General features: G+C 60.0%; 25 protein-coding genes and 1 pseudogene. 16 read left to right on the top strand and 10 right to left on the bottom strand.

Going from position 1 to position 23,260, the window contains the following annotated elements; genetic code table 11:
- Nucleotides 1-91 precede the first annotated feature (91 nt).
- Genes OIU37_RS33805 through OIU37_RS33790 form a run of 4 tightly spaced genes read right to left on the bottom strand, consistent with a single transcriptional unit; the run spans nt 92 to nt 4,113 of the window.
- The gene (locus OIU37_RS33805; protein WP_264260029.1) at nt 92-2,452 is read right to left on the bottom strand and encodes a DUF87 domain-containing protein; all 2,361 of its coding nucleotides are present in this window, start codon (nt 2,450-2,452) and stop codon (nt 92-94) included.
- A complete protein-coding gene (locus OIU37_RS33800) occupies nt 2,445-2,723 on the bottom strand; it encodes a VirB3 family type IV secretion system protein (protein ID WP_264260028.1) in 279 nt (92 codons plus the stop codon). Before OIU37_RS33800 ends, OIU37_RS33805 begins: the two co-directional genes overlap by 8 nt.
- 42 nt (nt 2,724-2,765) lie before the next feature.
- Nucleotides 2,766-3,095, bottom strand: coding sequence for a TrbC/VirB2 family protein (locus OIU37_RS33795; RefSeq protein WP_264260027.1), 330 nt, complete (start codon nt 3,093-3,095; stop codon nt 2,766-2,768).
- Between the two features lie 43 nt (nt 3,096-3,138).
- Entirely contained in the window at nt 3,139-4,113 is a 975-nt protein-coding gene (locus tag OIU37_RS33790) for a lytic transglycosylase domain-containing protein (protein WP_264260026.1), read from the bottom strand.
- A gap of 419 nt (nt 4,114-4,532) precedes the next feature.
- On the opposite strand from OIU37_RS33790, the gene OIU37_RS33785 reads away from it, so the two are divergent.
- Complete coding sequence (locus OIU37_RS33785; RefSeq protein WP_264260025.1) at nt 4,533-5,258, top strand: winged helix-turn-helix domain-containing protein; 726 nt, start codon at nt 4,533-4,535, stop codon at nt 5,256-5,258.
- A 118-nt stretch (nt 5,259-5,376) separates the two neighbouring features.
- Here OIU37_RS33785 and OIU37_RS33780 read toward each other — a convergent pair whose 3' ends face one another.
- Nucleotides 5,377-6,330, bottom strand: a complete 954-nt coding sequence (locus tag OIU37_RS33780; protein WP_264260024.1) for a LysR family transcriptional regulator — start codon at nt 6,328-6,330, stop codon at nt 5,377-5,379.
- On the bottom strand, nt 6,327-7,343 hold the full coding sequence (locus tag OIU37_RS33775) for a LysR family transcriptional regulator (protein WP_264260023.1): 1,017 nt from the start codon (nt 7,341-7,343) through the stop codon (nt 6,327-6,329). The genes OIU37_RS33780 and OIU37_RS33775 overlap by 4 nt, the downstream gene beginning before the upstream one ends.
- 370 nt (nt 7,344-7,713) lie before the next feature.
- Between OIU37_RS33775 and OIU37_RS33770 the strand changes: the two genes are divergently transcribed.
- From OIU37_RS33770 to OIU37_RS33760, 3 genes are read left to right on the top strand one after another with little or no spacing between them, the layout of a single operon-like run.
- A complete protein-coding gene (locus OIU37_RS33770; protein WP_264260022.1) occupies nt 7,714-8,802 on the top strand; it encodes a cytochrome-c peroxidase in 1,089 nt (362 codons plus the stop codon).
- A 17-nt stretch (nt 8,803-8,819) separates the two neighbouring features.
- Nucleotides 8,820-10,577, top strand: a complete 1,758-nt coding sequence (locus OIU37_RS33765) for a HAMP domain-containing histidine kinase (protein WP_264260021.1) — start codon at nt 8,820-8,822, stop codon at nt 10,575-10,577.
- A gap of 48 nt (nt 10,578-10,625) precedes the next feature.
- The gene (locus OIU37_RS33760) at nt 10,626-11,555 is read left to right on the top strand and encodes a response regulator (RefSeq protein WP_264260020.1); all 930 of its coding nucleotides are present in this window, start codon (nt 10,626-10,628) and stop codon (nt 11,553-11,555) included.
- 483 nt (nt 11,556-12,038) lie between these two features.
- Here OIU37_RS33760 and OIU37_RS33755 read toward each other — a convergent pair whose 3' ends face one another.
- The gene (locus OIU37_RS33755) at nt 12,039-12,203 is read right to left on the bottom strand and encodes a hypothetical protein (RefSeq protein WP_264260108.1); all 165 of its coding nucleotides are present in this window, start codon (nt 12,201-12,203) and stop codon (nt 12,039-12,041) included.
- A gap of 130 nt (nt 12,204-12,333) precedes the next feature.
- On the opposite strand from OIU37_RS33755, the gene OIU37_RS33750 reads away from it, so the two are divergent.
- Nucleotides 12,334-13,257, top strand: a complete 924-nt coding sequence (locus tag OIU37_RS33750) for a DUF3991 and toprim domain-containing protein (RefSeq protein ID WP_264260019.1) — start codon at nt 12,334-12,336, stop codon at nt 13,255-13,257.
- Between the two features lie 99 nt (nt 13,258-13,356).
- Here the strand turns inward: OIU37_RS33750 and OIU37_RS33745 are convergent, their stop codons facing one another.
- Nucleotides 13,357-13,494, bottom strand: coding sequence for a hypothetical protein (locus OIU37_RS33745; RefSeq protein ID WP_264260018.1), 138 nt, complete (start codon nt 13,492-13,494; stop codon nt 13,357-13,359).
- Nucleotides 13,495-13,923: 429 nt separating this feature from the next.
- On the opposite strand from OIU37_RS33745, the gene OIU37_RS33740 reads away from it, so the two are divergent.
- The 10 genes and pseudogenes from OIU37_RS33740 to OIU37_RS33695 all read left to right on the top strand — a co-directional run bounded on the left by OIU37_RS33740 (nt 13,924) and on the right by OIU37_RS33695 (nt 21,688).
- Nucleotides 13,924-15,675 (top strand): ParB/RepB/Spo0J family partition protein, encoded by a 1,752-nt coding sequence (locus OIU37_RS33740; protein WP_264260017.1) that lies wholly within the window; start codon nt 13,924-13,926, stop codon nt 15,673-15,675.
- A gap of 103 nt (nt 15,676-15,778) precedes the next feature.
- A pseudogene (locus tag OIU37_RS33735) lies at nt 15,779-16,181 on the top strand (hypothetical protein).
- 93 nt (nt 16,182-16,274) lie between these two features.
- Nucleotides 16,275-16,646 carry a hypothetical protein gene (locus OIU37_RS33730; RefSeq protein WP_264260016.1) on the top strand — a complete coding sequence of 124 codons (372 nt, stop codon included), beginning with the start codon at nt 16,275-16,277 and terminating at the stop codon, nt 16,644-16,646.
- Between the two features lie 372 nt (nt 16,647-17,018).
- Nucleotides 17,019-17,618 (top strand): hypothetical protein, encoded by a 600-nt coding sequence (locus tag OIU37_RS33725; RefSeq protein WP_264260015.1) that lies wholly within the window; start codon nt 17,019-17,021, stop codon nt 17,616-17,618.
- 150 nt (nt 17,619-17,768) lie between these two features.
- A complete protein-coding gene (locus OIU37_RS33720) occupies nt 17,769-18,212 on the top strand; it encodes a ProQ/FinO family protein (protein WP_264260014.1) in 444 nt (147 codons plus the stop codon).
- Nucleotides 18,213-18,249: 37 nt separating this feature from the next.
- Nucleotides 18,250-18,669, top strand: a complete 420-nt coding sequence (locus OIU37_RS33715) for a helix-turn-helix domain-containing protein (protein ID WP_372353434.1) — start codon at nt 18,250-18,252, stop codon at nt 18,667-18,669.
- Between the two features lie 187 nt (nt 18,670-18,856).
- On the top strand, nt 18,857-19,783 hold the full coding sequence (locus OIU37_RS33710; RefSeq protein WP_264260012.1) for an ArdC family protein: 927 nt from the start codon (nt 18,857-18,859) through the stop codon (nt 19,781-19,783).
- 718 nt (nt 19,784-20,501) lie between these two features.
- Nucleotides 20,502-20,813 carry a DUF736 domain-containing protein gene (locus OIU37_RS33705; protein ID WP_264260011.1) on the top strand — a complete coding sequence of 104 codons (312 nt, stop codon included), beginning with the start codon at nt 20,502-20,504 and terminating at the stop codon, nt 20,811-20,813.
- A gap of 318 nt (nt 20,814-21,131) precedes the next feature.
- The gene (locus OIU37_RS33700) at nt 21,132-21,293 is read left to right on the top strand and encodes a hypothetical protein (protein WP_264260010.1); all 162 of its coding nucleotides are present in this window, start codon (nt 21,132-21,134) and stop codon (nt 21,291-21,293) included.
- 221 nt (nt 21,294-21,514) lie between these two features.
- Entirely contained in the window at nt 21,515-21,688 is a 174-nt protein-coding gene (locus OIU37_RS33695) for a hypothetical protein (RefSeq protein WP_264260009.1), read from the top strand.
- A gap of 60 nt (nt 21,689-21,748) precedes the next feature.
- Here OIU37_RS33695 and OIU37_RS33690 read toward each other — a convergent pair whose 3' ends face one another.
- Both OIU37_RS33690 and OIU37_RS33685 read right to left on the bottom strand, forming a co-directional pair.
- On the bottom strand, nt 21,749-22,027 hold the full coding sequence (locus tag OIU37_RS33690; RefSeq protein ID WP_264260008.1) for an HU family DNA-binding protein: 279 nt from the start codon (nt 22,025-22,027) through the stop codon (nt 21,749-21,751).
- A gap of 31 nt (nt 22,028-22,058) precedes the next feature.
- On the bottom strand, nt 22,059-22,370 hold the full coding sequence (locus tag OIU37_RS33685) for a WGR domain-containing protein (RefSeq protein ID WP_264260007.1): 312 nt from the start codon (nt 22,368-22,370) through the stop codon (nt 22,059-22,061).
- Nucleotides 22,371-22,914: 544 nt separating this feature from the next.
- Here OIU37_RS33685 and OIU37_RS33680 point away from each other — a divergent pair.
- Nucleotides 22,915-23,139, top strand: a complete 225-nt coding sequence (locus OIU37_RS33680) for a hypothetical protein (RefSeq protein ID WP_264260006.1) — start codon at nt 22,915-22,917, stop codon at nt 23,137-23,139.
- Nucleotides 23,140-23,260: the final 121 nt, after the last annotated feature.

The raw sequence follows: 23,260 nt of genomic DNA, 5'->3' as shown, positions 1-23,260 counted from the left end.
AGGCAGGCGCAATTGTTCTTGCGCTCCGCTGGAACCGATTGACACGAAGAAAGAATAACGATGAGCAAAACGCACAGAACCGAACGAAAAATCATTGCAGCAACTCCATCTGGAAATTCGGCCGGTCGCGCCAGCCCTCCGGGAATTTCTCCCCGCGGCCGCCTCCAAGAACGTCAAGCCCATTCCCGAGCGCGATGAGATCAAAGTCCAGTACGACGCTGTCACTGCCTGATTTCAAAAGCACCAGATGGTTGTCGACGTTGCTCATCTGCAGGAAGGTGCTCTCGGTCGGCGTCAGGTTCAGGGGAGATAGCTCGGACTCCGTATTGAAAGCGCTCGGGTAGACCAGACGTGTCACGGCACTTTCCAGGATCGCGTCCCCGGCGGCACTGTTCTTGATATGCGAGACACGCTGTGTGAGAAGAACGACCGCAACGTTCTTCTTGCGCATCGTCAGCATCCAGTCTTTCAGGCGGGCCTCGAAGTAGGGATCGTCGAGTAGCTTCCAGGCTTCATCGAGGACAAGCAGGGTAGGATGCTCGTCTTCGACCAGGCGCTCTATTCGGCGGAACACGTAACTGAGCCAAGCGGTTCGAACGATGTCATTGTCGAAGATCTCGGTGAGGTCAAAGGCTGTCAGCCCGTTGTCGAAGGCCAGCGGATCGAGGTCCTTGCCGCCGAACAACCAGCCGAACTGGCCGGTTTCGTCCCAGCGTCCAAGCCTGTTGTAGAGATCACCGTCGTCGTCTGTCGCTCTCAGCTGGCTGCGGAACTGCTCAAAATTCTGCAGCCTGTGATCTGCTGTCGTGTTAGCCTGAACCGCGTCGCTCAGCGCCTGGATCTGAACGGGATTCAGGCGGTCACCATCATTTTCCGAAAGAGCGGTCAGCCAGTCCGTCAGCCAGGCGGCGCCGCGCATATCGGCCTCGGCCCGCATCGGGTTAAAACCTGTATCCTCACCCATCCGGACAGCGGCGTACCGGCCGCCCATTGCGCGCACGGCCATCTCAAATCCGTTATCCTTGTCGAAGAGGATGGTGCGGACATTCAACCGCTGGGCCTGACTGATGAGGAACGCAGTCCCCAAAGTTTTGCCCGACCCGGTCTGGCCAAGGACGAGAGTGTGGCCGACCGTCCTTTGTCCCGGCTTGCCCGGGAGATGGAAGTTGAACCTGAAGGTTTCACCGCGTGCCGTGGGAATAATGGTGACGGCTTCACCCCAGGGGCATTTGTCGGGGGGATTACCCTTCGACAGACCATGCATGGCGCAAAGCTGCGAGAAATTAAGGGAGGAGATCATCGCGGGACGGGTTCTGTAGGCAAAATTGCCCGGATGCTGGGCGAAATAGACGGCCCTGGCGGAGAAATTCTCCCGGACGATGGAGGCGCCCGCATCTTGCATGGCGCGCGTGACATAGGCCACCGCGTCTTCCAATTCCTTGGCGCTCGGGCAAAAAACGGCGATACTGCAGTGATGGTCTCCGAAGACGACACGCCCGGAGGCCACGTCATCTTCAGCTTCCTCAAGCTGCGCCATCAACGAGATGGCTGCATCTTCGGCGGCACGCATCTGCTTTCGGACACGCGAGATCTTGCCCTGCGCCGCGATGGTGTCGATGGGGGTAAAGCTTTGCGTTACGATCGTGTCATAAGGCAGGTTCAGCCGGTCGAGGATGCCTGGGTAGGTTTCGGTTGGATAATCTTTCACCGAGATGATCGTCCCGAAGCGCTGGTGCGCCGCATCCGGGCCGACGCATTCGAGGACGCGGCCGCGAAAGGTAATCTGGGACGTGGCGAGGAGGTCCGCAACCGGCACAAACTTGGGGCCTGGAACAAGTCGGCCACCCGAGCCGTCGATGATGGTGCGCAGCATTCCCAGCCAGCGTCCGTCCGAGACCGTTAGCCGCGTCGGTTTGGCCTCGCTCACGCCCACCATGCAGGTGTTAAGCAGTTGGTCCAGTCGCAGCGCCCGCGCCAGCACCTCCTGGCGGCTATGCACATCCTTGCCGCCGAACAGCGAGAGGAATTTCGCGATCTTGCGCGGAGGCCTGATGACGATCGTGACGACAGTTACCCGGTCCCGCAAACCAACAGTGCGAAGATAGTCCTGCCAACGGCTGTCGATCTCCTCGTTGAACGGATGGCCCTTGACCGGCGGCATATTGGGCCTGGTTTCCACCGATATCCGGTGAACGTAATAAGCAATACTGCCGCGCTGCTGCGAGATGAAGCGCGAGAAAGCGTTACAAAGCTCGGATGCATGACGGTGATCAACAGTATCGGCGTTTATCCCCTCGACGATGAACGATCCCATCAGGTCACCGTCGCGCAGCATCAGCGTCTTGTCATCGATGACACTCAGATAGGGAAGACCGCTGACCAGTTGCTCTCCCCGGTTGAGGTGCCTGTCGGTCAGGCCGCGCGTGGCGCGCGTTGCGGGGGCTTCAAGCACGATACACCAGCCCTTCTCCGCGCAGCAGCGCCGGGCTCATGCGTGTCTGTTGTACCGTTGCGATGAACACGTTGATGATCTTCGGGTCATAGGCAGCCAGACCCCGTAGGGCCGTGTAGCCGATCCCGGAAGTAACGATCAGGTAGATGAAAGAGCCGGTGAAGATGAAACCGAGCATGACGAAGACGATCAGCACGACCAGGTACATGATTGGCAGACCAGCAAAGCTCACCTCACGGGTCAGGCCGATGAAAAGCGGTGTGTGTTCCACGGTCACTCCTCCTTTTTACTATGTCCCGGAACCGGGCAGGCCTTAGGCCGTGCCCAATCCCTCAACGAAGCTGGCGGCGCCGAAGACGATCGCGATGCCGAGGATGACAGCGACTGCAAACGTCCAGTCCATCCTGCCGGTCATGAACGAGAATCCGATGGCCATCACCGCCAGCGCCGATACCGCAATGCCGATCGGCCCGGTGATCGCATCAACGATCGCTTCAAGAAACGTGGTGACGCCTCCAAAGTCCTGAGCCGCGCTGGGATGGCTCGACAGGAAGAACAGTGTCGACGTGATCAGAATGAACCTGGCAACGTCGCGCTTGGTGAACGATGCCTTGTATTGGATGAATTTTGACAGGATGCTCATGATGGGCCTCTTGCGGTTGCGGTGGATATTGAAAATGAGGGGCCTAGCCATCCGCTCGTGACGAAACGACGCCTAACCCCCTGTTGCAGAGCGAAACTTCACTCTGTGGATTGGTTGGGTTGTCGAGATAGGCCGTCAGAAAACCGGGGCGGCTAGCGTCGCCGAGCTTATAAGCGATGGCATCGTCTGGAGCCGGCAGCTCGGTTCGGTCCGCCCGCTCAAATGCGTAAACGATGTCGGCAACATATTGCCGCGTTTCCCTATAGGGTGGGATGCCGCCATGGCGCGCGACCGCGCCCGGACCGGCATTGTATGCAGCAAGAGCAACCGCCGGGGAGCCAAACTGCTCCAACATTGCCGTCAGGTATGTGGCCGAGCCGTTAAGATTGTCATGCGGCGAAAAGACGTCGCACACACCCAGATCGCGCGCCGTGCCCGGCATTAGTTGACCAAGTCCCTTCGCGCCTACCGGTGAGACGGCTTTCGTTTCAAAGTTGCTTTCGCGTTGGATCATCGCGGTAAACAGGGCGACGAAGGACTCCCGATCGAGTTTCGCGCGAGCAACCGCAGGCGAGCGCGCGAACCTGTAACCGACCTGGATAGTCAAATCCCGCATCCGCCGTTGCTGTGGCGACAGAGTTGACACAAGGCTGCGAGGTCTGGGCAGCGTGGCAAGCTTCTGAACCCTGATCGTTCGGATACGCTCGCGGCCGATGTCGAGGATCACCGCGGTGGTGCTCGGCCGTGTGAGCGGGCGTTCCACCGCCGGCCGCTCCCGTGAGCTGACATTTGCCGTGGCGGCCCATTGCCCGATGTCGTCGTCTTCGGTTGCTCGTGGCTCCGGCCCGACCGCGGAGACGCCGCCGATCGGCGCAAGCGTCCCACCGGCGGTTTCTTCCAATACCGCAGAATGCGCGCTATTCGAAACCCCGTCCAGGAGAATAACGAGTGACGTTACAACGGAAAAGCTAGTATACATTGCCTTATAACTTTGTGATCTATGCCACTGCGACGACATTGCTGCACCCTCTTAAATTTATCCCGTGCATATTATTGATGATATCAACATATATATTCGGATCATTTCTTCCGAAGCACACGCATAAACTGAAGATATTCCGGAATCTGTCAATCTGACGTTCGGCTTCAAATGTAACCTTCAGGGTACTGGCTCTGGCAGCCGCACTCTGCGCATACGCTCGGACTGCGCCCTCTGATGAGCGATTCCGTCCCTGAACAAGGTTTCTTTTCAACGCTGTAGGCGACCGGTGGCCCACCGGTAGTTGAACACCGACCGATGTCGGCCTGTTTTTCCGACAACTACATACTTAGTGGTATTGTCGTATGCGTCCGGCGACTATTGTGCCGCCAGGGTCCAAACGGGATGCTCCTCCTGCGTTTTCGGCATGCAGTAATGAGCGACCAAAGGAGCGGCCTGTGGCAAATATTCTGGTTATCGACAGCGATCCATTGTTCCGAAACCAACTCATCGAGTATCTCTCGCAGTATTCCTACGATGTGGATTTCGCGGCGGACCTTTCCGAGATCAGCCTCTCGTCGAACCTCCGCCCGGCGGATCTTGTGGTTATTGATGTGAACCGGCAGCACGACAATAGTCTCGGGTTTCTTCAAGATCTTTGCTCTACGGCCGACATTCCGGTCATAGTTATGAGCGCTGACCTCCTGGCCGAGAGCGACAAGGTCACTGCCCTCGAACTTGGAGCAAGCGATTATATCGAAAAACCCTTTGGTCTACGGGAGTTCCTTGCCCGTATCCGGGTTGCTTTACGAGACAGGGCCAGTCGCCGCGCCAACCCCCAGCACATGGTCTACACATTCGACCACTGGAGGCTGAGCACAAGGCATAGATGGCTCAAGGACGCGAATGGAGAGGAAATAAAACTGACTGCGGCAGAACTCAATCTCCTGATCGCTTTCCTTCAGTCACCGCGCCAGACCCTGTCCCGCGAACAATTGCTTTTGGCGACCCGGGTCCATGATCAGGAGATTTTTGACCGCAGCGTGGATGTTCTGATCTTGCGACTAAGACGCAAGCTCGAGGAAGATGCCTCGACCCCGCGATACATCAAGACCGAACGTCGCGCTGGATACGTCTTCGATGCAGATGTGGGCACCGAACTCCTGCGCATGCGGATGGCATAGGCATTTCGACCGCCTCGGCAGCGCCGTCGTGAACCTTCCAGCTTTTGCCCGGCACGAAACGTTCAAGCGGATTTCACAGACAATGCGCGCGGTATCGACCGCGCTCTCCGGCGGCGGATCACAATTTGACGTCCCCCAGAATATGCGATGCTATGACGCTGCGAACGCCTGCGTGCAGGCTCCGGCGGTTCCATCGTTCGTGCCAGATCAGAGACACCTGATAAGATGGCGCTGGCGACTCCCCTGGAGGCTCGAACACGTCCACGTCGTAGCGTGCGGCAAGAAGCTGGGCTGTCGAACTTGGTAGTACCAGCAGAGCATCTGTATCCTCCACAAAGCGGACGGCGGTGTGAATATCCGGCACGGTCAGGACTTCGCCTCCCTTCGCCCGAAGCGCTTCCAGACCATCCTGAATTTCGTCGAAGCCGGTGTTGAAGGCAGAGCCGATGCGAATGGAAAGGTAGCGGTTGAACTGCGAAAACGGGACTTGCTGTCTGACAGCTTCATGGCCCTTACGCCCGACGCAAAGCGACGGCACTGGGGGCAGCGCCCTGCAATAGAAGCCTGGCGGTGCGTCGTCTACGACGCCGACAGCCAGATCGACCTGCCCCTGCTCAAGCTGGCCCATAACATTTCCCAGGTTAAACAGGGGAAGAAACATCGTTGCCGGCGAGGTCTCTCGCAAAAATGCGGTGAGGCTACCGGTCAGCGACAGTCCCAAATGGTCCGGCATAACGATCGTGAATCGCTCCGGGGCCGGCAATCTATTGCCGAAGATTTTGTCGACATTGACAAGGAAGGCCTCGACTTTCGACGTGAGCGTCTCAGCCAGCGGCGTAAGGTCGAACGATCGGCTGCGTCGCACCAACAGGGGATCATCGAACATCTGGCGAAGCCTGCCGAGAGCTCTGCTAGTCGCCGGCAGACTGACCCGCAAGGTATGGCTTGCGTGGGTAATGTTGCGGGAGCGCAGCAGTGCATGGAGCACGACCAGAAGATTGAGATCATAGGACGAGGGGTTGATCGAACTGTCGCCATCCTCGATGCGAGGCATATTATCTGCTGAACTCATTGCGGTTCACCCGCCCCAACAGAACTGGGCATCCTCACGGCCGCCTGATACTCGCCGATCGCCTCGCCTGTGACCGTCGCGATGACATCGATCAATGGCGGCCGGCTCCCGCCCTGATCGCCGACAAGCCAGGAAATGCGTATCTCGTGACCCGGGATAGCAATGGGCGGCAACAAAGCCGACAGCGGAAGCGTTCGTGCCAGCCACCCCGCCATGGACCGCGGTACGGTCAGCGCGAGCCTCCCTTGCGACACCATCGAAGCTGCGGACGCAACGTCGGGAATCTCTACCATGTTTGACCGGTGCACCCCATGACCGGACAGAGTGTCCGCGATCTGCGGAAACATTTCTCCGCCAGTATCAACCAAGTTGATGTGTTCCATGGCAAGGAAGGCGTCCAAGGCCAGACGTATGCCGCTCAAGCGATGATGCCCGAACGCCACGAGCGTCACAAAATCCTCCGAGCAGGCTATCTCGTTCCCGATGTCGTCGCCGTCTTCAACCACCGGTCCCAAAACAAAGTCGACAATGCGCGAGCGAAGTTGTGTGGCGGCATCCGACGCAAGCCTGTGTGAGCTGATCTTGAGCCGGCGTCCCGCCAAATTGGAGGACTTCGCGAAGTGCGGTAGCAGCGCGGGCATCAGGTTTGCGTCGATGGTGATACGGGCATCTGCCGCTTCTCCCTCGGTCCCGATGATCCCCCGCGCCTGCGACATCGCGAGGGGAACGAGTTCCACGAGATACTCCGCCCGAGTTGTGAGCCTCAGCCCAGCGGAACCGCGGACAAGCAGATCGTCTCCGAGTAAATCACGTAGTCTTCCCAACAAGCGGCTCATGGCCGGTTGCGTCTGTCCGACCCGCCGGGCGGCGTAAGTGACGTTTCGGCAAGCAAGGAGCGCATCGAGCGCCACCAGAAGGTTGATGTCGACCTCACTCAAGCTGCATGCGGGCGCGACGTCGGGAACCTCCTGCGCTGCCAACTCCATAGCGCGACTTGCTTCATCCAGAGCCATGCTTCTATCCTGCCTATCAGAACGCCTCGTATGCAACGCTACGTTTTACCCGCAATTCGGGCAACAATAGGCCGAACCAAATTTACCGCATCTGCTGAGCGCTTCGACGGCGATGGCAACACAATCTTTATCCGAGAAGCGACCACCGCCGATTGCGGGCATGACTGCGCCAACCCATAAGCGTAGGCTTTTACAAGCAGCGACTCAAGAGTGTATTTGCAGAACAGACCGTTCACCGATTCAAAGAGCACATTTTGACGAAACCGATTACATTTCAGCTTGATATGTCCCCCGACTTCTGTTTGCGTTGCCGCGGTCCGCGACCGACCAGCGAACTTTCGCCCAGTACAGCAACAGTGGGGGCTCCCTGATGAAGCTGAGTTTCATGGCAGTCGCCACATCGCTCCTGTCGGGCGGGCTTTCGACGGACCACCGTGTGGCCCGGCAATCTGGACCAAAACGAGCAGGCATAACCTGCAGTATGCGCCTTGGTCCAATCGCGCTGCTCTCGTCCATCACGGCAGTGATGATGCTGGCAAGCGTCGTCAATGTTGCCGGTGAGGGGGCCACCGCAGAACCAATTAGCCCTGTTCCTTCACCCATCGCACTCGACGAGCGAAAAATTCTCCTGGGCCGGGACCTGTTCACCGACAGCCGCCTCTCGAGCGGCAATGGCGTCGCATGTGCCAGTTGCCACATGCTGGAGAAGACGCTGGCGGACGGCCTTGCGGTTTCCAGAGGCCTACCGGACCATCCAGGTCTGGTGAACACCCCAACACTTTTTAATGTTGCGCTGAGCGCCAAGTTCAACTGGAGCGGGAAATATCTCACGCTTGAAGAACAGGCCGATATGGTCGTCGAGAACCCGCGAACCATGGGGGGCAAGTGGGATGAGATACTGTCGACGCTCGGGAGCGATACTCGTGTGGTGGCGTCTTTCAACGAGCTCTATCCCGACGGCATCACACGTAAAAACGTTATCGACGCCATTGTTCAATTCGAAAAATCTCTCTTAACTCCGAACGCGCCGTTCGATCGCTACCTCAAAGGTGACGACAAAGCGATCAGCCCGCAGGCCGCCGCAGGCTACAGCTTATTCAAGAGTTATGGCTGTGCATCGTGCCATCAGGGTGTCAATGTCGGCGGAAACATGCTCCAGGTCTTCGGTATCTTCGGCACACCGGATGGCGCGGCGCTTGGCGAAGAGACCCCCGGATCTGCCACCAACTCCGGGATAGCACACGAGAAACCGGTTTTTCGCGTCCCGCCGCTACGCAACGTGGAAAAGACCGCCCCCTACTTCCATGACGGATCGGCGAGGACATTGAAAGACGCCATCAACGTCATGGCGGGCTATCAATTGGGACGGCAAATCTCCGAGACCGATGTCGCCAAGCTCGAAGCCTTCCTGAACTCGCTTACCGGTGAATATCAAGGTGCTCCGGTGGGAACCCGTTGAGTTTGCAGGAGGTCGCAGTGCTGCAGCAACTCAGACAGGCGCTATCAGTGTGGTCGAAGGACCTTAACTCATTTTTCCTCTCATCGGCATCGCCCAGGCTCTCAAGGCCCGTCTGGATCAGTTGCCTTGCGCTCGTGGTTGTCGGCGGGCTTGTCGGCGCCCAATGGTGGCTTTCGCTACGCGAGTCCGGGCTCCGCGAGTATCGAAACAGCTTCGAACAGCTGAAGAGTCTGGAGACAAGATGGAACAACGAGCTATTGTCCCTACAACTTGGATTCGCGCCTAATTATGATGCGGTCACGGCTATAGCGCGGGATCTCGAATTGCGTTGGCGCAGCCTGAATGACATCGCCTCCGATTCAGCGACCCTCAACGTATTGTCCCCAAAGGTGGAGGCTTATGGGGCGGCGCTTGAACAAAAGATCTGGCTGTCAGAACAGATCAAGGCCAGCTACGCGATGCTGCGCAATTCGGTCAGCGTTCTGCCTGATGCAGCCAGAGCGCTCTACCGCGATCCCGAGGTCCTTTTGCCTGTTCAGGGTACAGGGACGCGCGTTTCGGACCTGGTCGCAGAGGTCATTACAGGGACCATTGCGTTTACAGCATCGCCCACACAGTCCCTGGGCGATGCTGTCCGCCGGCAGGTTGCAGCGACAAGGTCGGCCGCGGGCCAGCTCTCGCCGCAGACCGCGGACGTGCTGGACCGTCTCCTTGCGCAGGTTGATGTCGTCGTCAAGGAACGTAAGCGAAGCAACGAGTTGATGCTTGCTTTGACTGCGGTTCCTACCGGTGCGGCTTCTGACTCATTGGAAGACGAACTTCAGCTGATCGAGCAGTCAAGCCTTGAAAGGCGGCATCGAATCCGGGACGTCACCGTGTTGGCAGGCGTATTGCTGTTCATAGCCGCCATCTTTTCAGCGCTGACGCTGCGCCAGCGCTTTGTTCGTTTGCGCAAAGACAACTGGCTTCTGAACCAGATCAACGAAAATGCTGAACAACAGCTCATTCAGTCAGCAAAGCTTTCAGCGCTGGGCCAGATGGTTGCCGGCATCTCACATGAGATCAATACGCCCCTTGCCTACGTGAAGGCAGTTTTCGAGTTGATCAAAGACCGGCTCACGGCACGACCTCAACTGGCGTATCCTGTCGCAGCAGGAACGGTGGACGCTCAAGCAGAGCAGGAATGGCGCAACGAACTTGAAACCTTGCTTGACGATGGACTTCACGGCTTGGAGGAGATGGCCTCTTTTGTAAGGTCCATGAAAAGTTTCAGTCGCTTGGACAAAGGCAACGTGGAGAGCTTTTCAGTCGTCGCCGCTTTAGAAAATGCGCTTCAGATTGCAGGACCACATCTTGGCCCCGAAATTGAGGTGCGGCGAGAGTTTGATCCTGTCCCTGCGATAAATGGCTCGCCGTCGCAACTTCGGCAGGTATTTCTAAATCTGATCGTGAATGCTGTTGACGCGATGGCGGACAAGAAGGAGGGCGGGGTCCTGACACTTCGGACCCGCCATACCGGGTCGGACATGATCCAGATTGAGGTTGGCGACACCGGAAAGGGCATAGAAGAGGAACATCTCAACAAGGTGTTTGATCCATTCTTCACGACCAAAGAAGTTGGCGAAGGGACTGGTATGGGCCTATCGATCAGCTATCGCATCATCGAAAACCACGGCGGGACCATCACGGTGCTCTCGAAAGCGGGAAGAGGCACCGTCTTTACGATAACGCTTCCCAGGCAGGATGACAAAGATTTCCCCGCTTCGGCCCCATGACCGGATCGGTATCTCCTGGCGGAAAACAAAGAAAGGGCAGAACCTTCCATGGCCGACCTTCATAGAAAACCGACAATCCTTTTTGTCGACGATGAGGGCCGCGTTGGCCGACTGCTCAAGATGATGTTCCGAACGGACTATGATGTTCATACCGCGCTTGGCGCTCGCGATGCTCTTGCCATCCTTGAGACCGTTGTTGTCGATGTGATCATCAGCGACCAACGCATGCCAGAAATGACCGGAGTCCAGCTTCTTTCGCAGGTCCGGTCTCGATGGCCGGAGACGGTTCGCCTTCTTCTGACGGGCTATAGCGACCTCGTGGCGATCATTGCAGCTGTCAACGAGGGCGAGGTTCACAGATTTCTCAACAAACCATGGCATCAGGATGAATTGCGAGACGCAATTTCCGAGGCAGCTGAGCTCGCAGAGAGCCTCCGAGCAACACGGGAGCAGGTTGGGCCTGTCTGGGAAGGCAATCAACAGGGATCACACTTCAGCATTGCTTCCCCGGTCCTCGTCATTGACTCAAAGGACGACGACCGCCGGTTGATTCGGGACTTTCTGGCCAGGGACTACCTGGTCGCCGAGGCGTCGTCTATTGAAGAGGCGATAGACCAGCTCGTGACTGATCAGGTCGGCGTTATCGTGAGCAACACCGAGGTCGGACGCTTCGATGTAGGTGCGCTGCTGGAAGAAGTTTCCCAAATCGATCCTGCAGTAACCACCGTAGCAATGACGTCGGAACCGCACGGCGACGCGATCATAAGACTTATCAATAATGGCAGGATCTTCCGTTTCGCGATAAAGCCGCTCAGCTTCAACTTGTTCCGCTCGGCGGTTGGCAACGCCATGCGCGAGCACCATCGCCGATTGGCTGACCCGCGCATCTTACGGCGTAGGATGCGCAGTGATTTTTCCGCCGATCAGATCAGGCATCGTCTGCTTGACCGGTTGGAGGTTGCTGGTGGATTTCGCTGACGAAGCCGGCGATTAGGAGGGGCAGACAGGACAGATGGATGCCTTCCATGCCCAGAGAGGTGCAAACCCATAGCAGAAGGGAGCAGGGCGCTCCGCTTGGCGGGTTTGCCACCACTCCCGGGAACAGATTATGGCGCTGATCGGCGACCTTGATCCGGAAGCATCGCCGCAAATCAAGTGCCATCTGCCGCAGCGAATTCAGCGGTATTCCAATCCCGCTCTGATGGATGGCGTTCCGGGCCGGTCCCAGATCTCGGTCGATCAGTCCGTCATGGATCGGCTACTTCAGCGTGCGCTCGCTCGGCTTCGCCTTCGCGGTGATCGCCACCCGTTCCGGACACCGACGGGAGCCAGTGTGCGGGAATGGGCCGCTCCAAGATGGAGCGCTCAGATGGACGCCTATCTTTCGCTTGCGCAAAGTACGCCTTCCAGCTGCCTCGCACTCTGATGGCTCCGGTCAAGCTCTTCCGGTCCGGCGCCGAGTTAGGCGTCCTGCCGAGCGACGAACTCGATGACAACGACGATCTGGTGATCGTGCATGAATAGGATGCGGATCTCCCCGAGCCCGTCCTTTGTCGGGTTCCGCTTGCGAGCAGCAGGCGGCAAGGGAAGCTTCGCCGCGGCAAGGCCCGGGCCGGCAGCCGACAAGCTGCAGATCTGCGACTTGCCAGCCGCGCCCTTGCCGCCTTTGCTCTTCGCGGGTCGCCGGAAACGGTCCCGCACAAAGCGGAAAATGGAAGCTGAACAGAAAGGCGGATGCGAGAGCCCCGGGATAAGGATGAAGAAACAGGAACTGGAAGACCTGCGTGATCGTGTCCCATGCGCCACCGTACTGGAACAGGCGGGCTTTGCGATCGATAGACAAGAAAGCACCCGCAAGGCGGTCAAATATCGACGCGGTGCGGAGATCGTTATCGTCATCCATGAAGGGATGGGCTGGTTCGATCCACTATCAGATGCCAAGGGCGATGTCTTCAGCCTCGTCGAGCACCTCGATGGCATCTCCTTCGTCGAAAGCTTGGACCAGGTCGCGACATTGGTCGGTTTCGTCGCAAGCGAACCGGACTGGAGCCGAACTTTTCGAGAACCCGCGCCATCTGATGCCATTCCGGATCGGTGGGCAAAGCGTCGCAAACCATGGCGCGTGTCGATGACCTGGCGCTACCTGCGGGATGAACGCTGCCTGCCGGATGCCATCATCCGCGCTGCTATCCGGGACGACCTGCTGCGGGAAGGTCCTTACGGCAGCATGTGGGCGGCGCATCAGGACGACGCCGGGATCATCACCGGCTGGGAGGAACGCGGCCCGGACTGGCGCGGCTTTTCGACCGGCGGGTCGAAGGCCCTTTTCCGATTGGGTCCTTGCGATGCACAACGTCTGTGCGTCACCGAGGCAGCGGTCGACGCCATGAGTCTTGCCGCATTAGAAGGAATACGGGAGGGCAGCCTTTATCTCAGCACGGGCGGGGGATGGTCGCCAACGACGGAAGCTGCCGTCCGCAGACTTGCCGCAGGTTCCGGTGTCCATCTTGTCGCCGCCACGGACGCCAACAGCCAGGGCGAGAGCTTTGCCGGCCGTCTTCGCGATATCGCCGCTGAGGCTGGCTGCGACTGGTTTCGCCTGAAGCCGCCGGCCGAGGACTGGAATGACGCCCTGCGTGCGCGTGCCCGGGAAAAGAAGGAAAGGAAAACGGAAGGATGAGGCCGGCGCGCTCGATGTCAGGAGGCCTCGCCCACGCTTGATGACCTTCATCTCCATCCCCTGCGGGAGTGCCGGCCGATGATACGGCCGGCAGCTTGTTCAGGGCCAGTTGTTCCGGCGGAGGTAATCGTCGATGTCCTGCGCATAGAAGCAGGGCGTGGCGAGGACGGCACAGAGAAAGAGGGATATGATCATTGCATGTTCCTTGACGTTGATGTTGGTGCCACTGGGTGGCATCTCAATGGTCGCCTGAAATCTCGCAAGGGACAAACGCCGGCGAAACGGCGATAAGAGCGCGGGCAGAGTTTGGGCGGCTGCGATACCCGACGGCGTGCCGTTCGATCCCGCTTGGTTCCGCGTGTTGTGTCGAAACGCTCCTTGAGATCTGATTTGGGTTTGCCAACGGCCAGTAGGAATGAGGAAACAGAGAAGAAGAACCCTTCTCGCAGATCGGTCGTCCCGCCGCCGCTGTCGCTCAACCGCTCCCTCCTCAACCCTGCCCGTCGTTCTCGCAGGGCTTCGCCCCGCTCGCTCTGACGGGCCAGGGCCGCTCGGGCGCAGTTGCGCCGGTCCGTCCTCTCCGCGGTCCGGGAACTGTCTTCGGAAAAAACTGAAGACAGGAAGGGGTGGCGACCGCTGCTCCGAAACCCCGAAGGAGCAAATCCCATGCAGATCCTCAAACTCGATCCCCGTGCGCTGAAGAACAATCCCGACGACGCGCGCCGCTCGAAATCCTCGCCGCAGGCCGATGCGCTGTTGCTGGCGACGGTCAAGGCCGTTGGCATTATCCAGCCACCCATCGTCGCGCCGGAACCCGACGGCGGAAACGGCTACATCATCCAGGCGGGGCATCGCCGTATTGCCCAGGCGATCGCCGCTGGCCTTGAGGAAATCGACGTGATCGTCGGTGAGGCGGCCAACGACAACGGCGCCATGCGCTCGATGGTCGAGAACATCGCCCGTGAGCCGCTCAATCCTGTCGATCAGTGGCGCGGTATAGAACGGCTCGTTGCCCTCGGCTGGACCGAGGAAGCGATTGGCGTGGCGCTCGCCCTGCCGGTCCGTCAGATCCGCAAGCTCAGGCTTCTCGCCAACGTGTTGCCGGCCATGCTCGACCATATGTCGCTTGGCGACATGCCGAACGAGCAGCAGTTGCGGACCATCGCAGCCGCATCGGTCGACGAACAGAAGCAAGTCTGGAAGGCCAACAAGCCCAAAAAGGCCGAGGGCGCCGACTGGTACAACATCTCGCGTGCGCTTTCGAAGACGCGGATGTTCGCGAAGGATGCGAGCTTCGATGACGAGTTGGCTCAGGCCTACGGTATCGAATGGATTGAGGATCTGTTCGCGCCGGCCGATCAGGACAGCCGCTACACCACCAATGTCGAGGCCTTCCTCGGCGCCCAGCAGGAATGGATGACCCGCAATCTTCCAAAGAAGGGCGCGATCGTCGAGGTCAACAACTGGGGTCAGCCGGAACTGCCGAAGAAGGCCGAGCGCATCTACGGCAAGCCGTCAAAGTCCGATCATGTCGCGATGTATCTCGACCGCGACGGCAAGGTGCAGTCCGTCGCCTTCCGCATGCCCGAAGACAAAACCAAGGGCAAAGGTGGTGCTTCCGCCAGCGGCAATGACGCGGGAATGGCCGATGATCCGATCATCGACGCATCGAAGCCGCGCCCGGAAGTCACCCAGAAAGGGCAGGACATGATCGGTGATTTTCGCACCGATGCCCTGCACGAGGCTCTCGGTCGCGCGCCGGTCGAGGATCACATGCTGATGGCACTGCTCGTTCTTGCCTCTGCGGGACAGAACGTCCGCGTTGACTCCGGCGCCAGCGACGGCGTGTACGGACCGAAGCGCTTCCGACGCCACGCCGCCCGGCTGCTCTCCGAAGACGGCAAGCTCGCCTTCGACATGGAGACTGTGCGTGTCGCCGCCCGCTCAATGCTGATCGACGTGCTGTCATGCCGTCGCGGCATGTCGAACAGTGGGGTGGTCTCCCGGATTGCCGGAGACGCTATCGGTGCTGACGGCTTCCTGCCCAACATGGGCTCGGAAGATTTTCTGTTGTGCCTGTCGCGGCAGGCGCTGGAGGCGGCTGCAAAGGACGCGAACGTGTTGCCACGCCAGAAGGTGCGGGAGACCCGCGCGGCTCTCGTCGATCACTTCAGCCAGGAACGCTTTGTCCATCCCTCGGCGCTCTTTGCACCCGACCGCCAGGACATCGTCGATCTGATCAGACACGGCGCGGCTGTGGACGATGAGGAAGAGGCCGACACCAACACTGCGGCCTTCGAGGAAGACGGTCTCGATCCATTCGAAGGTGAGGATGATCTTCCCGACACGTTCGACGATGAATCCGAAGCCGGCGAGCCGGACGAGGAACAGGGCGCCTACGGGATCGCGGCGGAATAGCCGCTTCCATTTCTTCTCCGGATGAAGTCCCGCCGCCGATGGTCTCCATCGGCGGCGGTTTTGTTTCCAATACCCTACCCCTCAAAATTCAGGGCGATTTCGCATGTCTGCACATCTCACATTTCTGGCGCCGATCGGCTCCATCCTTAAATGGTCCGACGGCGCGCCCCGGCCACCCGAACGCGATCGCAAAAAGCAATCCACCTGGAAGACCAGCAGCTTCGGCCTGATCCGCGAGCAGGACTAGCGCGCCGCCGGCGACGGTGTCATCACCATCCGCATCCACCGTACGTTCTCCCTCGAAACAGAATTGACGTTCAGCGTTGTCGAGGGTCCCCACAATCGGCAGTTGTCGCGCCTTCGACCGTGCCGGCGACAACGCCGAACTCGAGCATCTGGTGGCAAACCGCCATCTCGCGGAGGAATGGCTGTCGCGGCACGGTTGGTGGCAGGCCCCATCACAGTGTCGGGGAGAGCCGCTTTCTGGTGCTGTCCGCGGACTATAAGGCTGGCCGTTTCGGCTTCGTCATCGACGAGACCCGGCATGCGGCTTTTGACGGCCCATCGAGCTTCGCATCATGGACGGGGAGGGATACGGCATGATCTCCTCCGTCGACCTTCACGTAGAATTGCGGCGCATGGAAGACGCCTGTCGGCAGACGCGGCACCAGATCGACATGATCGAGCGTCAGATCATCCGCAAGATGACCGCGCTGATACCGTCTCTTGGCCGGCGAAGACCCGGGTATCGACGTGCCAGACCGCCTGAGCCGGATACGTTCCTCAATCGCTATCGCAGCAATCTTGCCGCCATCACCGCCGAGCGCCAGCCGGAGTTCGATGCACTCTCGCGAAAGCTCGCGCGGCAGGAGGCGGCAATCGCATCATTGCGTGCCCGTGCAACTCTGCCTGGCAGCGCTGGTCAAACGGATCCGGGGCCGCGACTCAGCGGTGACGTCCGGTGCCTCTGACGGATGGCAAGCTGCGGCAGGGAAGGGGATCGATCGGAGCTGGCGCAGGTCTTGCATGGTTTCCTTCCCGCTTCGGCATCCGGGATCTGTCCCCTGGCCGATCTGTCCTTCGGTTTCGTGGCGGCCTGAACCGGCGCCCGTTCGGTTCAAGGCCGCTGTCGCGCCGCGGGGCGGCCGGTCATGCCGCTCTCGACAAAGCAGGCACGCGGGCTTCGCAAGGGCCTTGGCACCCCGCTTGACCGCATGCCTTCTTCGCTCGAGCGGACCTGCCCGAACCCTGAACCGCCCGGCTTGCGCCGGTTCCTTTCGACCGCACCGAAGGACAGATCGGCCAGGGGGCCGGCGCTTCGGCGAAGCAGAAAGGAAACCACCATGGCAAAGCCCGCGAGCCAGTCCCGTCAAGCAACTCACCCATCCCCCCGCTTCGTGCCGCTGCGCAAGGGCGCCACCCTCGAAATGGTCAGCCTCACATGCCCCGATGAAATGCAGGCGCTCCGGATCGCAGAGAGCTTCGGCACCGCCATTCTCGACAGCGACGGCATCCGCGACATGCATGAGCGGCTGATCGTTGAGACTGCCACCACACTTTCCGATGGGCTTGGCGAACGGGCAATGCAGATCCATCTGCAGCGCATCGTCGGCGCCTATGTTGGATCGGCCCATGGCGCCGGCCAGTTCTACTCCCGTGCCGTCACCGAGGCGCGTGACGCCACCGCGAAAAGTGCTGCGGATGCTCGCGACGAGGATCTCGACGGTCCGGTCGGTTACGAAAGCGCCGCCCAGCGCAAACGCGAGTTCGCAGCCGACATGGGCATCCAGGCGCATGCGCTCAGAATGGCGGCCGTAGGCGCTGTCGCCGCCTATAAGCAAGTGGTCGGCGAGACCTGGAAGCCCTTCGACCGGCCGGTCGAAAATCCCGGCCAGACGCTCGATCGCAAGGCGGCCGCAGCACAGCTGTCGGCCTTCGAGTGAGGCTATCCGGCGGGACTTCGGCTCCGCCACTTTTTCGTCAGACCTGGCAGTCGGCCGGGTTGCGTCCGGGCCGACTTGCGTGCTTGTCCTGTTATGCTTACTTCTCCAAACCTACAGCTTGCTGCGGAGAACGCTTTAAAGGGATCAGCGGTGAACAAAACGATAGATGCCCATGTCAAACCGGTGCCCTGGACCCGGTCCCAGGGGCCAGGCCTTGCCACCGCTTCGGATTTGCGCAAGGCGGCCGCCGTAAATGCCTTGCTGGCCGCCCCCGCGCCTGTTCTTCCCGTCAACGACGGCGATCAGCTTCGTCCTTTCGTGATCGGCATATTTGACGCGTTTCGGGCTCGTCTGCTGCCTGATGTTCCGGCAGTCCATCTGCGCCGTGCAATCTCCGCCTATGCCCGCTCCAGGAACTATCTTCTCGCCAGCGCCCAGCCGGATGCTATGCGGCATGACATTGAGGCTCGTCCGGTGGTGCCCGTCAGCGAGGACGATCGTCTGGCAGCCCAGGTACGTGTCGAGGAAATCCGGCGGGAGCGACAATCGCAGGCGCAGGTCAGGGGTGATACGCCGTCATCCGACAGCGCTTAACGTTCAGTTCATGAAAATCGCGAGAAGGAGACAAGTTTTGAGAAACGGGGCAAAAATACCCGATGTCATCGATGTCGAAGTTGGTAGCCGCATCCGCTTGCAGCGGAAAGTGAAGGGGATGACCCAACAGGCGCTGGCGGCGGCTCTCGGGATCACGTTCCAGCAGGTCCAGAAATACGAGAAGGGTTCAAACCGCGTCGGCGCCAGCCGGCTCAGCGATATCGCGCAGGCACTTGATGTCCCGGTCTCCTATTTCTTCGCCGGAAGTCAGGCAGCGACAGAAGATGGCACAGACCCCCAATCAAGACGCGAGATCGACGAGGTCGCGCTGTTTCTGACGTCGAATGATGGCGTCAATCTCAACCGCGCGTTCATGAAGATCCCGTCGCCCGCCGTGCGGCAGAAGGTCGTCTCGCTGGTGAAGTCCCTCGCCATGGCCGCGGACGAAGCGCGGTAAACTCTCCATGGCGACTCCGTCCCGTCTTCGGTCCTGCCGGGGCGAGGGCTTCTCGCAAGGGCTTTCGCCCTCCTTCACGTGCCGTTGCGGCGCGTCCCGCGTGCGCTCATCCCTGATCTCCCCGGCCTTCGGACCGCCGTGACGGGGTCGCGATTGGCGCGACCTCCGAAAACGGAGGTTGAAGGAAATGAAGAGAAAAGAGCAGGGCGAACGCGCCGATCTCTATGCGCGGATCACGGACAAGATTGTCGCGGATCTGGAAGAAGGCGTGCGTCCATGGATGAAGCCGTGGTCGGCCGCAAACACGACGGGACGGATCACCCGGCCGCTGCGCCACAATGGCGAACCCTATAGTGGCCTCAACGTGCTGCTTTTGTGGTCGGAGAGCGTGGCGCGGGGTTATGTCTCGCCGACATGGATGACGTTCAAGCAGGCCCTGCAGCTGAACGGTGCTGTTCGCAAGGGCGAGACCGGGACGACGGTCATTTATGCAAGCCGCTTCACCAAATCCGAATCCGACGGTCAGGGCGGCGAGGTGGAACGCGATATTCCGTTCCTGAAATCGTACACGGTATTCAACTTGGCGCAAATCGACGGGCTGCCTGACCGCTATCATGGCGCACCGGAACCGGTACTGAGCCCGATCGAGCGCATCGGTTACGCCGACGAGTTCTTCCGCAACACCGGTGCGGTCGTGCGGCATGGCGGGGATCAGGCCTATTACGCGCCTGTCACCGATCACATCCAGATGCCCGCTTTCCAGAGCTTCAAGGACGTTGCCTCTTATGTGGCGACCCTCGGGCATGAACATATTCATTGGACGGCTCGACCGGGGCGCGTTGGACGCGATCTCAGCCGCTATGCGAAAGACAAGACTGAGCGCTGCCGCGAAGAATTGTTGGCCGAATTGGGCGCCGCTTTTTTAGCGGCGGACCTCGGGATTGTCCCCGAACTGGAGCCACGTCCTGATCATGCAAGTTACCTGGCCTCCTGGTTATCGCTGCTCGCCAATGACAAGCGGGCGATCTTTCAGGCAGCTGCGCATGCGCAACGCGCTGTGAATTATCTGCACAGCCTGCAGCCAATGGCAGCTGAACACAGGGGGGCTGCGTGATGGACCCGAATTCTCCCTCTCTTTTGCTGATCCTTGCCTGTTCGGCCACGAAACGCGGAGACGCGAAATATCTACCGGCGATCCAGCGTTACGACGGCCCGCTATGGCGCACCGTGCGCGCGGTCGATCCCGGCGGCAGGTTGGCGAAGGTCGCTTTCCTGTCGGCGTATTTCGGGTTTCGATCGGCGGATATACGCCGAAGCAGCGGGCAGATGGCCGACGGCCTTGCAATGTCGTGCGGTTCGACATCGCCGGGATCGGCTTCTGGTCAGCGTATCAGTCCGCAGTTTGCCCATGACCGGCGTAAGGAAGCGAAAAGGCGGTGCGTTTGATCGGAAGACGCCAGGCAGCGTCTGGAGAACGATCGCGTGCCCCCGGAAGTTCGCTGAGTTGTCGTTATCAATGGTGGATTCTGCCGATGACGATCAGCGCCACCGCGCGGTCCATCCAGGTTTAAAAATCCGGCGCAGCAACGCGGCCTCGATTTGACATGTCTGATCGAGAACCGGCTGCGCCTCGATCGTTTTCCCGCAACGGCCGTGCCCAGCCTTTTTCCGCCGCGCGTCAGCGCGCTTTGCATCGCGAAGCAAAAAACCTGTGCCCCTCCGCCCTCCACGGTGTTCCGGCCCTGCAGGTGCGGTCCGATCATCCCCGATCAATTCGACAGTCATCGAGGACGCGATGGTCGCGGCCCGATCAACCCGAAAGGATCACGACAATGGCAGTCATCGGCGAATTCACCACCAACGGCAATTCCATCCTCGGCCACGTGCGCACTCTGACGGTCTCCATGAAGGCCCGCCTGAACCCGATCGAACGCACCTCCCGCGACGCTCCCGACTTCCGGGTGATGTCCGGTGCGGCCGAAGTAGGCGCCGCCTGGAGCCAGGTTTCCGGCGACGGCGAACCCTACATCTCGGTCAAGCTCGACGATCCAAGCTTCCCGGCCCCGATCAACGCGGCCCTTTGGCCGACCGAAAAGGAGGGCGACTACACGCTGGTCTGGAACCGCCCGAAGCGCGACGCCTGATCTAAGACGGAGCCCTGCCGGAAACGGCGGGGCTTTCCCCTGCTGAAATCAAGAAGGAAACGGACATCGAGCCCGCTTCCTTCTTCCGGTCGCGATACGGAGAGGTGGGTCTGCTCAGAGTGAGCAATCGTGCCGTGAGGAAATGCCGGCCTCAAGGACTTCGCGTGGCCCCCCGGTTTTGCTTCCGCTCCGCTTCCCTGCGCTCCAACAAAACCGGCACCCCACTCGCCGCCTCCGGCGGTCGCCGTCGCGATCCTTGACCCCGCCATCTCCTCACGCCCCGCGGCGTCATCTTTCTCAAACGTCAAGGAGATGACGATGCTGCTGGAACAACACATCGAAGAACTGCGCCGCGAGATGAATCACTGCCATCCGGACGAGCGTCGTCAGATTGCCGCGGAGCTGGAACTGGCCCAGGCCGAACTGGCGGTCATCATGGCCGAGCAGGATGGCACCATCGACGCCGTGCCGCCCTTTTGAGGGCGGCAATCACCCGCGATGCCGGCGGCCGCGTCGGGTTGGCATGAGGTGCAACGAGTCCACCGTCTCCTTGTCGAGGACGGTCATCGACTATCGTCGATCGTGAATCCCGCGCAGTCAGGCTGCAACCTTTCGCCACGTCGCTTCGCCGGCCCGTGCAGCCTGCCTTTCCGGACCGCATCTTCTCCTCGCGATAACCGCAATCGACAAGGAGAATCCGTATGAAACGTCTCGTACAATTCCTCGCCGCCACCGGCCGCCGGCTCCGCATCCTCGCCAAGGTGATCTGTCACTTCTTCCGGGGTGGCAAACTCGGGTTGAAGCTTGCGATCAGGATCCCGTTCTTCATCGAGATCGAGTTCAGCTTCGAGCGCACCGGCAAGCAGCGCCGATGACGCTCCGCCGGGAGCCGCTTCGGCGGCTCCCCTTGACTATTCCGTCCGCCCTGGCGCGGCTCACTTGTTCAGCGTATCCTTCAGTGCCTTTGCAGGCTGGAAGGTCAGCTTTTTCGCAGCAGCAACCTTGATGGTGGCACCGGTGGCCGGATTGCGAGCCTCGCGCTCCGGAGTATCCTTGATTTTGAACTTGCCGAATCCGGGGATCGACGTTTCCGCGCCAGATGTGGCTGCCGCCGTGATCGATGCGAAGACGGTTTCGACAATCGTCTTTGCCTGCGCCTTGGTCAGATTCTGTTCGGATGCGATCTTGTCGGCGATTTCGTTGGTCGTGGTCATCATGCTTTCCTCGTTAAAGACGGAAACCTTTTCAGCCGATCCGGACATTGTCATGCGGCGATTTCCGCAGAATGGCGCTCCTGCCGGAGTTTCCACAGCTTCTAGCCGGTCTATAGCCCTTTTTTCGCTTCTGCAGCACAAGTTCGAGAAAGCGCGATATCGCGTCCTTGTCAGTGCCGAAGACCTCGGTCATCTCCCCGCCCGCTCTGCCGATCCGTCCCCAGCTTCGCACCACGGCTATTTCTCCAAACAGCGTTGGCCGGATCGCAAGCGCGTAATATCGGGCCATGTTCCTGCTGGCGTCGATCCTATGGCAATAGAGCTGGTAGTGGTGAGTGCCCATGCCGAATGATCGCCGATGTTCAGGATCTGGTCCAACGACACTTATGAATCGAAGAACCGCTGCCGATTCATTTCCGTGATGGATGCCTGTTGCCGACCCGGCAGTGTCCGGGCGAACCGGCTTTCGCCGGCCGGGTGCTACTCGCTTACGCTCACGGAGCCCGTAGCCGGTCTCCGCCTGCGGTGACACCCCCGTTCGCAGGCCGGCTGCACCGGCACACGGTCGCGCCCCTGGCGCGGGTCTTTCTTCTCTCTGCCTCTCCATTCTGCACCCGCCGCTCCGGCGTCAAGGACATCGCGGCAACCTCCAATTTGCTGCTGCCGCATGCGACGGCTCTCGCAAATTGGTTCCTCCGCTCGCCGCCTCCGGCGGTCGCGACGCGATCCTGGACCCCTCGCGCCTACGGTGCAGCCTCCTTCCGTCAGAAATGAAGGAGACATGTCCATGACACAGCGCAAAATTAAATACATCAAAGGTGGCAGCCCGGAATACTGGCGTCAGCGCACCGAAGGATTCCGACTGATACGCGAAGCCGAGCTCGCCCATGCGCGTCAAACGGGCCCCGACCTATATCTCGGGCGGCTATGACGAGGATGGCGATGTCATCCCCCTCGAGAACCTCGGTCCATGGGATGCGATGGACGAGGCGATAAAGGCTATCGAGAAGAACGAGACTGCCGTGGATATTCTCGTCGCGCAACGTCGCACGGAAATCGGCGGCTGGCGCATCGATGCCGTCATCCGCGAACTCAACGCTGCGATCGACTGATGTCTGGGACGAAAGGTGGCGCCGGCCACCTTTCGTCCTTGTCTTCCGTTTGAGAGTCATGCCGGCCGGATCGACCGGCCGCCATGACTGATGAAAGAGGGGCAGGCCCCCTCTCAACGCT

This window comes from Rhizobium sp. BT-226 (assembly GCF_025847085.2).
In the GTDB taxonomy this organism is placed as follows: Bacteria; Pseudomonadota; Alphaproteobacteria; order Rhizobiales; family Rhizobiaceae; genus Rhizobium; species Rhizobium sophorae.
The sequence above is the reverse complement of the archived record's forward strand: the minus strand, read 5'-3'. Positions and strand labels throughout refer to the sequence as shown.

Excerpts from the sequence above, each read along its gene's own strand:
- OIU37_RS33795 (WP_264260027.1), bottom strand. The coding sequence starts at position 3,095 with ATGAGCATCCTGTCAAAATTCATCCAATACAAGGCATCGTTCACCAAG.
- OIU37_RS33790 (WP_264260026.1), bottom strand. The coding sequence starts at position 4,113 with ATGTCGTCGCAGTGGCATAGATCACAAAGTTATAAGGCAATGTATACT.
- OIU37_RS33780 (WP_264260024.1), bottom strand. The coding sequence starts at position 6,330 with ATGAGTTCAGCAGATAATATGCCTCGCATCGAGGATGGCGACAGTTCG.
- OIU37_RS33775 (WP_264260023.1), bottom strand. The coding sequence starts at position 7,343 with ATGGCTCTGGATGAAGCAAGTCGCGCTATGGAGTTGGCAGCGCAGGAG.
- OIU37_RS33770 (WP_264260022.1), top strand. The coding sequence starts at position 7,714 with ATGAAGCTGAGTTTCATGGCAGTCGCCACATCGCTCCTGTCGGGCGGG.
- OIU37_RS33760 (WP_264260020.1), top strand. The coding sequence starts at position 10,626 with ATGGCCGACCTTCATAGAAAACCGACAATCCTTTTTGTCGACGATGAG.
- OIU37_RS33750 (WP_264260019.1), top strand. The coding sequence starts at position 12,334 with ATGAAGAAACAGGAACTGGAAGACCTGCGTGATCGTGTCCCATGCGCC.
- OIU37_RS33745 (WP_264260018.1), bottom strand. The coding sequence starts at position 13,494 with ATGCCACCCAGTGGCACCAACATCAACGTCAAGGAACATGCAATGATC.
- OIU37_RS33740 (WP_264260017.1), top strand. The coding sequence starts at position 13,924 with ATGCAGATCCTCAAACTCGATCCCCGTGCGCTGAAGAACAATCCCGAC.
- OIU37_RS33730 (WP_264260016.1), top strand. The coding sequence starts at position 16,275 with ATGATCTCCTCCGTCGACCTTCACGTAGAATTGCGGCGCATGGAAGAC.
- OIU37_RS33725 (WP_264260015.1), top strand. The coding sequence starts at position 17,019 with ATGGCAAAGCCCGCGAGCCAGTCCCGTCAAGCAACTCACCCATCCCCC.
- OIU37_RS33710 (WP_264260012.1), top strand. The coding sequence starts at position 18,857 with ATGAAGAGAAAAGAGCAGGGCGAACGCGCCGATCTCTATGCGCGGATC.
- OIU37_RS33705 (WP_264260011.1), top strand. The coding sequence starts at position 20,502 with ATGGCAGTCATCGGCGAATTCACCACCAACGGCAATTCCATCCTCGGC.
- OIU37_RS33700 (WP_264260010.1), top strand. The coding sequence starts at position 21,132 with ATGCTGCTGGAACAACACATCGAAGAACTGCGCCGCGAGATGAATCAC.
- OIU37_RS33695 (WP_264260009.1), top strand. The coding sequence starts at position 21,515 with ATGAAACGTCTCGTACAATTCCTCGCCGCCACCGGCCGCCGGCTCCGC.
- OIU37_RS33690 (WP_264260008.1), bottom strand. The coding sequence starts at position 22,027 with ATGACCACGACCAACGAAATCGCCGACAAGATCGCATCCGAACAGAAT.
- OIU37_RS33685 (WP_264260007.1), bottom strand. The coding sequence starts at position 22,370 with ATGGGCACTCACCACTACCAGCTCTATTGCCATAGGATCGACGCCAGC.
- OIU37_RS33680 (WP_264260006.1), top strand. The coding sequence starts at position 22,915 with ATGCGCGTCAAACGGGCCCCGACCTATATCTCGGGCGGCTATGACGAG.